The organism is Sphingomonas bacterium (genome assembly GCF_903644135.1).
GTDB lineage: Bacteria > Pseudomonadota > Alphaproteobacteria > Sphingomonadales > Sphingomonadaceae > Sphingomonas.
Genome location: NZ_CAHJXA010000034.1, coordinates 1 through 14221 on the forward strand (window position 1 = coordinate 1; position 14221 = coordinate 14221).

Annotated in this window: 10 protein-coding genes; 6 read left to right on the top strand and 4 right to left on the bottom strand. The window is 68.1% G+C overall.

Translation table 11 applies throughout. From position 1 onward, the window contains the following. Positions 1-26: 26 nt before the first annotated feature. Positions 27-260 (bottom strand): hypothetical protein, encoded by a 234-nt coding sequence (locus HUU96_RS03485; protein WP_174291471.1) that lies wholly within the window; start codon positions 258-260, stop codon positions 27-29. Positions 261-395: 135 nt separating this feature from the next. Between HUU96_RS03485 and HUU96_RS03490 the strand changes: the two genes are divergently transcribed. After that, positions 396-2306: a M1 family metallopeptidase gene (locus HUU96_RS03490; protein WP_254604944.1), complete on the top strand. Its 1911-nt coding sequence runs from the start codon at positions 396-398 to the stop codon at positions 2304-2306. 74 nt (positions 2307-2380) lie between these two features. Here HUU96_RS03490 and HUU96_RS03495 read toward each other — a convergent pair whose 3' ends face one another. Then, positions 2381-4561, bottom strand: a complete 2181-nt coding sequence (locus tag HUU96_RS03495; RefSeq protein WP_174291473.1) for a TonB-dependent receptor — start codon at positions 4559-4561, stop codon at positions 2381-2383. Between the two features lie 249 nt (positions 4562-4810). Here HUU96_RS03495 and HUU96_RS03500 point away from each other — a divergent pair, with 249 nt between their 5' ends. Beyond that, on the top strand, positions 4811-6457 hold the full coding sequence (locus HUU96_RS03500; protein ID WP_254604947.1) for a S10 family peptidase: 1647 nt from the start codon (positions 4811-4813) through the stop codon (positions 6455-6457). Between the two features lie 37 nt (positions 6458-6494). Beyond that, positions 6495-7244: a ZIP family metal transporter gene (locus HUU96_RS03505; protein WP_174291474.1), complete on the top strand. Its 750-nt coding sequence runs from the start codon at positions 6495-6497 to the stop codon at positions 7242-7244. 1 nt (position 7245) lies between these two features. Here HUU96_RS03505 and HUU96_RS03510 read toward each other — a convergent pair whose 3' ends face one another. Together HUU96_RS03510 and HUU96_RS03515 are read right to left on the bottom strand one after the other, a co-directional pair. Then, positions 7246-7440 (bottom strand): hypothetical protein, encoded by a 195-nt coding sequence (locus HUU96_RS03510; protein ID WP_174291475.1) that lies wholly within the window; start codon positions 7438-7440, stop codon positions 7246-7248. Between the two features lie 135 nt (positions 7441-7575). Next, positions 7576-8394, bottom strand: a complete 819-nt coding sequence (locus tag HUU96_RS03515; protein WP_254604949.1) for an MOSC domain-containing protein — start codon at positions 8392-8394, stop codon at positions 7576-7578. A gap of 92 nt (positions 8395-8486) precedes the next feature. On the opposite strand from HUU96_RS03515, the gene gntA reads away from it, so the two are divergent. The 3 genes from gntA to HUU96_RS03530 all read left to right on the top strand — a co-directional run. Then, a complete protein-coding gene (gene gntA / locus HUU96_RS03520; protein WP_438827056.1) occupies positions 8487-9170 on the top strand; it encodes a guanitoxin biosynthesis heme-dependent pre-guanitoxin N-hydroxylase GntA in 684 nt (227 codons plus the stop codon). Then, the gene (locus HUU96_RS03525; RefSeq protein ID WP_254604952.1) at positions 9167-9781 is read left to right on the top strand and encodes a DUF1989 domain-containing protein; all 615 of its coding nucleotides are present in this window, start codon (positions 9167-9169) and stop codon (positions 9779-9781) included. Before gntA ends, HUU96_RS03525 begins: the two co-directional genes overlap by 4 nt. 61 nt (positions 9782-9842) lie before the next feature. Beyond that, positions 9843-14221, top strand: a 4379-nt coding sequence (locus HUU96_RS03530) for an MG2 domain-containing protein (protein WP_174291477.1), incomplete at its 3' end; no start/stop codon positions are given.

Genomic DNA, 14221 nt, shown 5'->3' on the forward strand with positions numbered 1-14221 from the left:
CGGTTACCCTCTGAGATTAACAGAGGCTAATCATTTTCCCGGCGCCAGTCGATCAAGCTCTGGATCGTGCCGATCTTCAATACGTGGCTGGCCGCGAAAACTCTTAGCTGCGGCAGCCGCGCCATCTCCGCCCGGCACGCAACGCACCAACTCGCCCACAACACCACCACCGCCGGTCCGCCGAGCGGCGGCGTGGCGGGCGAAAGGGGCGTCGCGCCGCCGGGCAAGGCCGCCGCCATCAACAGGGCCGCTCTGATCATCGCGTTACCATATCGGCGGGATACTATATCGTCTCGGCTGAACGGATAGTGACAAGACGCCACTGATCGTGAATTGTCCACGCTTCATCACGTGCAGGGGGAAGCCGCATGGCAAGATCATCGACAATCGCATTGTTGCCGCTGATCGCCCTGCTCGGCGCGGCACCCGTGCCGTACCAACCGCGCGAGACCTTCGCACCGTTCGACATGGCGCAGGCGACCAACGACTATCGCGGCGCGGACGGTCTGCCCGGCCATGGCTATTGGCAGAACCGCGCCGACTACGCGATCCACGCGACGCTGGATCCGGCGACGCACGGCATCACCGCGACGGTTACGATCGACTATACCAACAACAGCCCGACTGCCTTGTCGGCGCTGTGGCTGCAACTCGACCAGAACATCTACAAGCCCGGCTCGCGCGGGATGCTCAGCGGCGGTGGCAGCAGGGGCGTCGGCGGCTCGACCCAGGGGATGCCGCTCGACACGGTGACGATCGCGATGGCGGGCAAGCCGGCGGTGGCGATCACGCCGCTGATCAGCGACACGCGCGCGCAGCTGACCCTGCCGACGCCGCTCGCCAAGGGCGCGAAAGCGACCGTGACGATTCGCTACCACTACACGGTGCCGAGCGACGCGTTCGGCGGCCGCACCTCCTGGGGACGCACCAAGAGCGGCGCGGAGGTTTACGACATCGCGCAATGGTATCCGCGTCTCGCCGTTTATGACGACATTCGCGGCTGGGATACCGCGCCGTATCTGGGGCAGGAATTCTACCTCGAATATGGCGACTTCGATTACTGGGTGACGTTGCCCGCCGGCATGACGATGGCGGGGTCGGGCGCGCTCCAGAACCCGGCCGAGGTGCTGACTGCGGCCGAGCGCCAGCACCTCGCGCAGGCGGCGACCAGCGACGCGACGGTGATGGTGCGCGGCCCCGCCGACCTTGCCGCCGCGCCGAAAACCGGCACGCGCACCTGGCATTTCCGCATGACCAACACCCGCGACGTCGCCTGGAGCGCGTCGAGCGACTTCATCTGGGACGCGGCGCGCATCCGGCTGCCAGGCGGTAAGTCGTCGATGGCAATGTCCTTCTACCCGCCCGAGAGCCAGGGCGCGCCCAAGTGGGGCCGCTCGACCGAATATGTGAAAGACACGGTCGAGAACATGTCGCGCCGCTGGTACACCTACCCATACCCGGCGGCGATCAACGTCGCCGGTCCGACCAGCGGCATGGAATATCCCGGCATCGTCTTCGACGGGCCGGAGGATGCCGGCAAGCAGCTGTTCTGGATCACCGCGCACGAGATCGGCCACGACTGGTTCCCGATGACGGTCGGCTTCGACGAACGCCGCCATGCCTGGATGGACGAGGGCTTCAACACCTTCATTGACACCTATGAGTCGGACGACTTCAACCATGGCGAGTATGCGCCCAAGCGCGACCCGGAATATGCGCCCGGCGGCGGCAATCCGGTCGACGAGATCGTGCCGCTGCTCGCCGACCCCGACGCGCCGCCGATCCTGGCGCGCTCGGACACGATCATCGAAAAGTACCGCCATCCGGTGACCTACTTCAAATCTGCGCTGGGGCTGACGCTGCTCCGCGAGCAGATCCTGGGGCCGGAGCGGTTCGATCCCGCCTTCCGCCGCTTCATCGCCGCGTGGGCGTACAAGCATCCCAAGCCCGCCGACTTCTTCCGTGCGATGGAGAGCGAGGCGGGCGAGGACCTCTCATATTGGTGGCGCGGCTGGTACGCCAACAACTGGCAGATGGACCTGGCGGTCGCCGGGATCGAGACCGGCAAAGGCGGCGCGCAGGCGGTGCGGGTCGAGGCGCGCGACAAGCTGGTGATGCCGGCGACGCTGCGGATCAGCTATGCCGACGGGCACTACTCCGACATCAGGCTGCCGGCGGAGACCTGGATCCGGCAGGGGTCGATCGCGGTCGGAGTGCCCGCGGGCAAGATCGTCCGCGCCGAGCTCGACCCCGACCACAAGCTGCCCGATCGCGATCGGAGCAACAACATCGCAACGGCGCGGTAGGGTCGGCCAAGCAACGATCGTCACCCCGGTTCTGAGCCGGGGTGACGAGAGCAGAGCGAGACGGCTGCCGACGCTTACAGGTCCTTCGAAAGCCCGACGAAGAAGCCCCGACGTAAGCCGTATTGCGGCGCCCCGACGCCGACGCCAGAGCCGTCGCGGATCTCGTAGACATGGTCGCCGACATTGATGATGTCTAAGCGGATGCCGATCCCCGGATGCGCCAGATGGTAGCTCGCGGTCAGGTTGACCTGCGCATAGTCGGCCAGCGCGCGGCCATTGGGCACGTCGCCATCGGCGCGCAGCCCCGAGCCGTACAGCGCGTCCGCGCCCAGTTTCAGCCCCTTCAGCGCGCCGTCCTGCAGCGTGTACGAGACGCCGCCCGACGCGGTGTAGGTCTGGTCGTGATCCAGGTAGATATAGTGGTTCTGGATATAGGCGAGGTCGTCCGGGTCGAAGTCGAACTGGCTCGACGTGATGTTCTTCCCCTGCGCCTTGGAATAGGCGAAGTTCGCATAGGCGAGCAGGCCGTGCGCGGCGTAGCTGGCGTTTGCCTCGACGCCGTGAATGCGACCGCGGAAATAGTTGAACGGCGTCAGCACGATCGGCGCGCCGAACTGGCCCTCGTCGATCAGGTTCTTGGAATAGCGCAGGTAACCGTCGACGCCGATGGTGAACGCGCTGCCCAATTTCTGCTGAATGCCGACGTCGATATAATGCTGCCGCTCGGCGAAGGGCGTGGTGTTGAGGGTGGTCACCGGCGCGCCGCTGGTGCCGACCAGCGGTGCGATGCTGGTCGTCGCGACCAGCTCGAACGGCGGCGGCGAGAAATAGCGCGCATAGCCCAGATGCACCGTCGTGCCGTTGTCGTGATAGACGAGGTTGGCGCGCGGGCTGAACTGCTGCTCGCTGCGATAGCCGCTGTAATGGTCGAAGCGGCCGCCGACGTTGAAGGTCAGCACCGGCAGGATCTTGAACTCGTCCTGCAGATAGACGCTCTCGGTCACCTCGGTCTGGCCGCTATTGTCGACGAACCGGATCGGCTGGCCGGCCTGGTTGCCATTGGCGTCGAGCGCGAAGACGTAGGTGTTGGTGTTGCTGGTGCCGCGGTCGCGGGTGATGACCACGCCGCCGCGCAGCGTGTTGCTGTCGTTGAGGATGTACGCCGCGTCGACCTGGCCGCCGAAGGTGAAGTCCTTCTTGTACGCCTGTTGCGCCTGGCCGTTGAACAACAGCTCGCCGAGGAGGTCGGGCCGGTAGCGCAGCGTCGAATAGCGCGCGAACGCCGACGCCTGGTATGATAGCGGGCCGTCATTGTGGAGGAAGGCGACCTGCCCGAACGCGGTCTTCTCCAGCTGGCGCTCGTTGAGGGTGTTGGACAGAAAGTTGGTCTGGTTGCCGACCGTGTAGGTGCCGTCGGGCTGCACCCCGTGCGGGTTGGGGATCTGAAAATACTGATTGGAATAGCCGCCGACGAACGACACTCGGTTGTTGGCATCGATCGTGTGGTCGAGATAGGTGAAGGCCTGGAACTGGTCGGTCTTGTCGTGCAGCGCGGTGCGGCTGCTGTCGACATTCTCGATGCCGAGGTTGTTGTGGCGATAGTCGCCCGAGACGAAGAAGTTGGTGTCGCCGCTATGGCCGCCATATTCGATCGACGGCTCGATCATGTCGTGGCTGCCGCCATAGATGGAGGCAGAGCCGCCATTGTTGAACAGGCCGCTCTTGGTGGTGATGTCGATGATGCCGGCGGTGCGCAGGCCGTATTGCGCGGGCAGGGCGCCGGTCAGCAGGCTGAACCGGTCGATGATGCGCGGGCTCAGCGTCTGGCCGAACACGGCGATGCCCTCGGGCAGGATGGTGCCGTTGATCCGGTACTGCAGGTTGTTGTGGTCGTCGCGGACGTGGAACTGGCCAAAGCCGTCCTGGACGACGCCGGGCAGCTGCAGGATGATCTGGTTGAACTGCTGGTTGTCGCCGCCGGGCAGCGCCTGGATGGTGTCGTTGGTAATGGTATAGCTTGTCGCACCCAGCGACGGCTGGATCGAGGAGCGCGCGGCATCGAGCCGCTTGGCGGTGACGATGATGTCGCTGGGAACGGCGGGGTCGGCCAGCCGGGGCGCGCCGTCGCTGCGGCCCTGGCCTGACGATGCGCCGCTCTGCGCCGCGGCGGGGTCGCCGGTGGTGCTCACCTGCGCCAGCGCACCCGTCGCATGAAGGGCGACGATGCTCGCCGCGAGAACCAGAACCTTGCGCATAGTCACTCCTGCCGAATCAGGCAGCGGCGACTAGCTGCAATAATGTATCATATCCAGTGCCGATCTGACGGACTGCGCCGAGTCGGCGTGCTTCGGCGATCGTGCGTTGGTCGATGTCAATTCCTTCATCCGGGGATCATCCGATCGTCAGGGCTGGAATTGCGGACGACGCGAGTTCAAGACGGGAGGACGCGAGGTCGGCTTGCTTCTCGCAAGAGACATTGTATCGCCAGGCAGGGAGGAAGCCGGATGAGGGTGCGGACGAGCAACGGATGGTTGGCGGCGGCGCTGTGGCTTGCCGCCTCGACCAGCGCCGTTGCGCAGGACATGACCGACAAGCCCGCCGACGCTGCCGCCGGCGCTCCGCGCACCGGCTCGGCCGATCAGCGGCATCAGGACAGGGTCGCACAGCAGGTCGCCGACGAATGGGCGGTTACGCCCGCCAAGGAGACCACCACTGCGACGCAGCACAGCGTCGAAGTCGGCGGTCGCACCCTGCGCTACCATGCGGTCGCGGGTACGGTGACGATCCGCAACGACGACGCCAAGCCGGTCGCCTCGGTCTTCTACGTCGCCTATACCCTTGACGGTGCCAGCCCGGCGACGCGGCCGGTGACCTTCTTCTACAATGGCGGTCCCGGCTCGTCGTCGGTGTGGCTGCACATGGGCTCGTTCGCGCCCGTGCGCGTCAAGACCGCCAATCCCGAGTTCATCCGGCCGGCCCCCTATGGTTTCGGTCCCAACCCGGACACGCTGCTCGACAAGACGGACATGGTCTTCATCGACATGGTCGGCACCGGCTATTCGCGGCCGCTCGGTGACGCCAGGGGCAAGGATTTCTGGGGCGTCGACCAGGATGCCGACGCTTTCGCCAAGGCGATCATGCGCTGGACGGACGTCAACAGCCGCTGGACCAGCCCCAAATTCCTGTTCGGCGAGAGCTACGGCACGACGCGCTCGGCCGCGGTCGCCTATCAGCTGCAGGATCGCGGCATGGCGCTCAACGGCGTCGTGCTGCTGTCGTCGATCCTCAACTACGGCATCGAGCAGGCCGGCTACGACCAGAGCTATGTCAGTTATCTGCCCAGCTATGCCGCCACTGCCTGGTATCACCAGCGGCTGACCAACCGCCCGGCGGACCTGCCCGCCTATCTCGCTGAAGTGCGCGCGTTCGCTGCGGGACCGTATTCGCAGGCGCTGGCCAAGGGGCAGGACATCACACCGGAGGAGACCGACACCATCGCCGCCAAGGTCGCGGGTTATACCGGCCTGTCGGCGACCTTCGTCAAGCGCGCCAACCTGCGCGTCGACCTCAACCGTTTCCAGAAGGAGCTGCTGCGCGACCAGCGGCGGACCATCGGCCGCTTCGACAGCCGCTACACCGGCATCGACGCCGACGCGGCCGGCGAGAGCCCCGACTTCGATGCGTCGGACAGCGCGATCTCGTCGGCGTTCGTCTCCACCTTCAGCGATTATGTGAAGCGCGACCTCAACTACAAGACGGAGGTGCCGTACCGGGTCGAGGCTTATGGCCTGAAGGATTTCGACTGGGACTGGAAGCACCGATCGCCGGGCAATCGCTGGCCGCAGAACAACCCGGACGTCGCCGTCGACCTGGCTGCGGCGATCCGCACCAACCCCTATCTCAAGGTGCTGTCGCTCAACGGCTGGTACGACATGGCGACGCCGTTCTTCGCGACCGAATACGATATCGCGCACATGCTGCTCGACGCGCCGCTGAAGCAGAATGTCAGCTTCCGCTATTACCCGTCGGGACACATGATCTATCTCAACCCGGAGGCGCTGCACCAGCTGCACGGCGACCTGGCGGAGTTCTACGACACCACCGTCGCGTCGGCGGCGCAGGGCAAGCCTTCGCTCAAGGCGCGGCCGTGATCCGCCGGCCACCAGCCGCGTAGCGCGTCGTCGGTCGATGACCATCGCGATCAGCGCCGCGGCGGTGGCCGGCGTGCCCGTCGCACTGGCGACACCGCTGGGCTTTGGCGTCGCGGCGACTATCGCGACGCTGGTCGGCGGCTTGCTCGGGCTGCGGCTGGCGAGCCGGATCGTGCTGGTGCTGGGGCTGACCGCCGGGATCGTGCTGGGCGTCGCCCTGTTCGATCTGGTGCCGGAGGCGCTGGCGCTCGGCGGCGCGACGACCGATGCGCGCGTGCTGCTGGTCTGGGTGGCGGTCGGGCTTGGTGGTTACATGGCCTTCGAGCGCGTGCTGGGCGGGGCGAGGGGGGGCGGCACTTGGCGCGCGCATCTCGCCCCGGCGACGCTGACGCTGCACAGCTTCATGGACGGCCTCGGCATCGGCATCGCCTTCCAGGTGTCGCCGCAGATCGGCGGCGTGGTCGCGCTGGCGGTGTTGACCCACGACATTGCTGACGGCGTCAACACCGTCAGCCTGTGCCTTGCCGCCGAGCGACACCGGGCGGCGCGCGGCTGGCTGTTGGTCAACGGCATGGCCCCGTTGCTCGGGGTGGTGGTCGGTCTGCTGGTGCGGGTGCCGCCGCCGTTGATGGCACCGCTGATGGCGACCTTTGCCGGCGTCTTCCTCTATATCGGTGCGTGTGAGCTGGTGCCGCGCAGCCATGCGCTCGATCCGCGGCTGCGCACGACGGTGGCGAGCCTGCTCGGCATGGCGCTGATGTTCGCGGTGACCGCGTTCGCCCAATAGCCTATTTGTTGTCGAGCGAGGCGTAGGCGGCGCGCAGGTACAGATCATCCTTCAGGATGTTGCGGACGCTCTTGTCCGGCTTGGCCCGGCTGCGGTCGTTGGGTGTGCTGGCAGCGGCGATCCGTGCCAGTCGCTCGTCCGGATCGACCGCCGCGGCGCGCCCCGCAAAGCCCGGCTGCGCCGTCGCGCGAGTCATGGCGGAGGCCGCCGACGCGCCTGAGCCAAGGACAAGAACGGCCAATAAGATCGAGCGTCGCATTGCGTCCTCCACCAACAGAAGGTTGGTGTACGCTCCAGTTCCAGGCCGCGCAATCGGCCGCTGCTGCCATCGTCAGCCGCGCTCGATGATCTCGACGGGATCGCCAACGCGGATCGTGCCGGTCGTCTCGGGAATGACGTTGTCGCCGAAGATGACGCCGCCGGGCCGGCCGCGGCCGATCGCGCGCAAGGTCGTCAGCGGCTCGTCGCCCTGCTCGCGCTCGCCGGTCAGCGCGCCTTGCGTGGTGATGACGCAGCGCGAGCACGGTTTCGCGAGGCGCAGCACCACCGCGCCGATGCGCAACCGCCGCCAGCTATCCTCCTCCCAAGCTAAGCCGCCGTCGACGACCAGATTGGGCCTGAACCGCTCCATCTCGATCGGCACCGCCAGTTGCGCATTGAGCGCCGCCAGCGAGGCGGCGGTCGCGATCAGCAGCGGGAAGCCGTCGGCAAGGCTGACATGCTCGTCGGCGTGTCCGAAGCGCTGGTCGACCGGCCGGCTGTCGACGTCGTGCTGATAGGCGAGGTGGACGATGCGCCCGAGCGCCCGGCTGAGAAAAATACCCGCCGTCGGCGCGGCGAGCCGCAGGTCGAGCATGTCGCGCCACACCCGTGCAGCGACGATCGGCGATGCTGCATGAGGGAGCGCCACCTCGCAACGCCCGACAACGGGATGGTCGAGCAACAGGCCGCCGTCCAAGGGCGTGACGGCGACCAGCGCCATGGCCGGCACCTCGCGCCGGGTGACGAACCGTCCCGCTTCGTCGATCACCATCCAGCGGCGGTCGCCGGCGATGCCGCATCGCTCGACCGCGGCGTCGTGGAGGGGGTGACCGCGCAGGCTCTTCACCGGATAGCGGGTGATCGCGGTCAGGCGCAGCGGCGGCGTCATCGGAACATCATAGGAGATTGTCGTCGCCGTCGCGAGCGCCGGAACGACCGCCGCGAGTCGAGCGTAATGCCACGATGCCAGCCACTTCGCCGATGTTCGACTGGGACTCGCCCGCCGCCGAACCGATCCGCAACGCCCTGTTCGCCCATGTCGGCGAGGCGGCGTTTCCCTGCGTCGGCGCCAAGGCGGCGATGGCGCGCGGTACGCTGGAGACACTGGGCTGCCGCAGCCTTGCCAGCGCGTGGGACGATGTGCGCATCCACGACCGCCTGCTCGCCTTTGCAGCGGCCTATCGCGCCGACCCGGGGCTGTTCCGCAGCTTTGCGGTGATCTTCGACGGCCCCGACGAGCTCGACGAGCCGGCGTTCGAGCGGTTGCTGTGGCAACGGGTGCAGTCGTTGTCGGACAAGGACGTATGGCGCGGCCAGTCCTATGACGCGACCGTCAGCCCCGACCCGGACAGCCCGCATTTCTCGCTGAGCTTCGGCGGCGAGGCGTTCTTCGTCGTCGGCCTGCATCCGCAGGCCAGCCGCCCGGCGCGCCGCTTCGAGCGGCCGGTGATGGTGTTCAACCTCCACGACCAGTTCGAGACGCTGCGCGCGCAGGGCAAGTACGAGACGATGCGCGAGAAGATCATGGTGCGCGACGAGACGCTGGCGGGTTCGCGCAATCCCATGCTCGCCCGCCATGGCGAGAGCAGCGAGGCGCGGCAATATAGTGGCCGGGTGGTCGATGCGGGCTGGGCCTGCCCGTTCCACTACAAGGGCGAGGCGTGACGACAGCGGCCGTGCTCGGCGCGGGGACGGTCGAGATACCGGAGCGCAGCGGCACCGCCTTCCGACTAGCGGCAGGCGAGACTTTGGTGGTAATCGATCCGCGCGGGCGGCAGGTCTCGGACCTGCTCGCGTTCAACGCCGACGACCTTGGCGAAGTAATCTCGTCGGGGCGGACGCTCGACTACGCCGAGACGATCTATCTGACTACCGGCCACATTCTCTATTCCAATCGGTCGCGGCCGATGCTGGAGATCGTGCGCGACACGGTCGGGCGGCACGACTTCCTGCTGACGCCCTGCTCCTACGACACGTTTCACCATTTCTACCCCGACCTGCCGCCGCATCGTGGCTGTTTCGGTAATCTGGCGGCGGCGCTGGAGCCCTATGGCGTGTTGCCCGACCGCATCCCGACCGCGTTCAACTGCTTCATGAACGTGCCGGTCGACGCCGCGACCGGCAAGCTGAGCGTGCTGCCGCCGATCAGCCGGGCGGGCGACCACATTGCCCTCACCGCGGCGATGGACCTGGTGATCGGCCTCACCGCCTGCTCCGCCCCCGCCTCCAACGGCGGCAGCTTCAAGCCGATACACTACCGTATCGAACGGACCTGAAGCCGCTGGATTTGGCAGCGCGGCCGGATTAGCCTCGATCAACTCGGGGAGGAGTCGGCACATGGCACGCTGGGGCGCGATCGGCTGGGTTCTCCTCGCCCTCGCGCCGGCTGCGGCGTTCGGCGACGACAGTCCCGAGGTGGTGTTCGCGCAGCCGGGCGTGGGTGGCGGCGCGATCGAGCGGTTCACGATGCGCTTCAACCAGCCGATGGTGGCGCTGGGCGACCCGCGCGCCGCCGCACCGTTCAAGACCGGGTGCGCAGGGACCGGCCGCTGGGTCGACCAAGAAAGCTGGGTCTACGACTTCGCCGCGCCGCTGGCCGGCGGCACGACCTGCCAGTTCGAGATGGTCGACGGGGTCAAGAGCGTCGCCGGCTTCGCGCTGGCCGGTCAGCATCGCTTCACCGTCGACGCCGGCGGGCCGGTGGCGCGCGCGGTGCTGCCGCGCAGCCATGACGACGGCATCGAGGAGGACCAGGTGTTCCTGGTCGCGGCCAACATGCCGGCGAACCGCGCTTCGGTCGCCGCCAACGCCTACTGCGCGGTCGACGGGATCGGCGAGAAGATCCCGGTCGATGTGCTCGCGCCCGAGCTGCCGGGCAAGCTGCTCGCCGAAATGGGCACGACGCGCTACCAGATCAGCAGCTTCCTTGAAGGGGGCGGGCTGCCCACGACGCTGCCGACCGATGCCGCCGAGCGCAACCGGGCACTCGCCGGCGTCATTGCGCTGAAATGCCGCCGGCCGCTGGCTCCAGGTCGCGACATAGCGCTGGTGTGGGGCGGGCGGATCGCCGGCCAGGGCTCGGGCAAGCTGGCGGGAGCGGACCAGCGCTTCGATTACACGGTGCGCAAGCCCTTCACCGCCCGCTTCGAGTGCAGTCGTACCGACGCGCACGCGGGCTGCAATCCGCTGGAAAAGGCATGGGTACGGTTCAGCGCGCCGATCCCGACCAGCGTGGCCCAGGCGATCCGGCTGGAACTGCCCGACGGCCGCACGCTCGCGCCCGGCACCGACAAGAGCGACAACAGGGGTCCCGGCGAGCAGCACGCGACGACCGGCGAGATCAGCTTCGTCGCGCCGCTGCCCTACGACCTCACCGCCAAGCTGGTGCTGCCCGTCGGGATCAGGGACGAGAGCGGTCGCCCGCTCGCCAATGCCGAGCGCTTTCCGCTCGACGTGCGCATCGATCGCGCGCCGCCGCTGGTGAAGTTCGCCGCCGATTTCGGCATTTTGGAGGCGCGGCAGGGCGGCGTCCTGCCGGTTACGGTGCGCAACGTCGAACCGTCGCTGCAGGGGCGGACAAAGGCGGTCGCCGGCCGGTCGATGCGGGTCGGCGGCAGCGACCGCGAGGTCGCGCAATGGCTGCGTACCGTCGACAAGGCGGGCGAGGAGAAGTTCGATCCGGTCAAGCCCAGGCGTGAGGACGACGAGACCAGCTACATCAACCGCACCGGCGCGGCATCGATCCTGCCGGCCGGTCAGGGTAGCGCGATGAGCGTCGCGCTGCCGGGCAAGGGCCGCGACTTCGAGGTGGTCGGCATCCCGCTCGCCAAGCCCGGCTTCTACGTCATCGAATTGGCGAGCCCGGTGCTCGGCCGGGCGCTCCTCGGTCGCGACGCGACCCGCTATGTCGCCAGCGCGGCGCTGGTCACCAACATGGCGGTGCACTTCAAATGGGGCCGCGAGCGCAGCCTTGCCTGGGTGACATCGCTCGACAGCGGCAAGCCGGTCGCCAACGCGGCCGTGCTGGTGACCGACAGCTGCACCGGCAAGCCGCTGGCGCGCGGCGTCACCGATCGATCGGGCGGGGTAATGATCCCGGCCGGGCTGCCCGCGCCGAACAGCGACGGCAGTTGCTCCACGGGCGAGGCCGACGATGGCGAGGGCACCGCCGGCGATCACCCGCTGATGATCTCGGCGCGCGCCGGCGACGATTTCTCGTTCGTCCTGACCAGCTGGAACAAGGGCATCGGACCGTCCGATTTCGAGCTGCCCTATGGCTATGAAGCGCCGGGCGCGCTGATCCATACCGTCTTCGACCGCGCGCTCGTGCGACAGGGCGAGACGGTGCACATGAAGCACCTCTACCGCCAGCCGGTCGGGAACGGCTTCTCGATACCGCACGGCTTCACGGGCACGCTCCGGCTGTCGCACCGCGGCTCCGACACCCAGTTCGAGCAGCCCTTGACGATCGACGCGCACGGCACCGGCGAGAGCGAGTGGGCGGTGCCGCAGGGCGCGCCACTGGGCGACTACGACCTGACCGTGATCCGCGACGGCACCCCGATTCCGACCGGCCAGTCGGTGCGGGTCGACGAGTACAAGCTGCCGACGATGCGCGCGACCGTCACCGGGCCCAAGCCTGCGCAAGTGCGGCCAAAGGCCGTGCCGCTCGACCTGTACGTCGGCTATCTCGCCGGCGGTGGCGCGTCCAACCTGCCGGTCGACGTGCGCGTCGGCTGGTTCGCGCGCAGCGCCTCGCCGGAAGGGTATGAGCAATATAGCTTCGGCGGTGATGCCATCGCCGAGGGCGTGAAGCCACTCGACACCGACGGCACCGATCAGCCGACCCAATTGCCGCCAACCCAGACCTTGCCGGTGACGCTCGGCGGCGATGGCACCGGCCATAGCGGCGTCGATGTGCCCGGCGGGCTCGACGGCCTGACCGACATGCGCGTCGAGATGGATTACCAGGACGCCAACGGCCAAGTGCTGACCGCGACCAAATCGATCCCGATCTTCCCCTCGGCGGTGCAGCTTGGCGTCAAGTCGGACGGCTGGATGATGCGCGCCGACGACCTCCGCCTGCGCTTCGTCGCGCTCGATACCGATGGCAAGCCGATCCGCGGCCAGACGATATCGGTGGCGCTCTACAGCCGTCAGATCCTGACCGCGCGGCGGCGGCTGATCGGCGGCTTCTACGCGTACGACAACCAGATGCGCACGACCAGGCTGTCGGCAAGCTGCACCGCCACCACCGACGCGCAGGGTATCGCGCAATGCGCGGTCGATCCGGGCGTGTCGGGCGAGGTCTATGCCGTCGCCACCACCAGCGACCGTGACGGCAACGTAGCGCGCGCCGTGAAGAGCGTGTGGCTGGCCGGCAATGACGACTGGTGGTTCGGCGGCGACAATGGCGACCGCATGGACGTGGTGCCGGAGAAGACTGCCTATGCCGCCGGCGAGACCGCGCGCTTCCAGGTGCGGATGCCGTTCCGCCACGCCACCGCGCTGGTCAGCGTCGAGCGCGAGGGCGTGTTGTCGAGCTTCGTCACCGAACTGGACGGCACCGATCCGGTGGTCGAGGTGCCGATGCCGGGGGCCTATGCGCCCGATGTGTTCGTGTCGGTGATGGCGGTGCGCGGCCGGGTCGAGCATGGCTGGTGGAGCTGGCTGACCGCGCTGGGCCGCAAGCTGGGGCTGGTGAAGACCCCCGACGAGGCGGCGGAGCCGACCGCGCTGGTCGATCTCGCCAAGCCCGCCTATCGGCTGGGCATCGCCAAGGTGAAGGTCGGTTGGGAGGCGCATCGCCTCGCCGTCGCCGTTCACGCCGACCGGACCCGCTACGCAGCGCGCGACACGGCGCAGGTCGGCATCGAGGTGAGGAAGCCGGACGGCACCCCCGCGCGCACCGCCGATGTCGCCTTTGCCGCGGTCGATCAGGCGCTGCTCCAGCTTGCTCCCAACGAGAGCTGGGACGTGCTGACCGCCATGATGGGCGAACGGCCGCTATCGGTGCTGACCTCGACGGCGCAGATGCAGATCGTCGGCAAGCGCCATTACGGACGCAAAGCGGTGGAGGCGGGCGGCGGCGGTGGCGGGGATCAGGCCGCGCTCAACCGCGAGAACTTCCAGCCGGTGCTGCTGTGGCGCGGCCGGGTCGCGCTCGACGCCAATGGCCGCGCGCGTGTCGCGGTGCCGATGAGCGATGCGCTGTCCTCGTTCAAGCTGGTCGCGGTCGCCGACGATGGCGCAGGGCTGTTCGGCAGCGGCGAGGCGACCGTGCGCACCGCGCAGGACCTGTCGGTCTATGCCGGCCTGCCGCCGCTGGTCAGGAGCGGCGACTGGTATGCGGCGGGGTTCACCCTGCGCAACGGTTCCGTGCACCCGATGACTGTCACCGCGACCGTCGACCTCCAGCCGCGCGTCGCCATCGGCCATCCGATCACCGTCACGATCCCGGCGGGCGGCGCGGTGCCGGTCGCCTGGAACCTGCTCGCGCCCGAGGGCGTAACGGGGCTGCGCTGGCAGGTGTCGGCGCGCGCCGCCGATGGCAGGGCGGCGGACCGGCTGATGGTGACGCAGGACGTGGTGCCGGCGATCCCGGTCGAGACCTGGGCCTCCGCCCTGTCCCGCGCGGGCGACAACAGCTCGATCCTGATCGCCCCGCCCGCCGGCGCGCTGCCCGGGCGCGGCAGCGTCGACGTGCGGCTCGACGA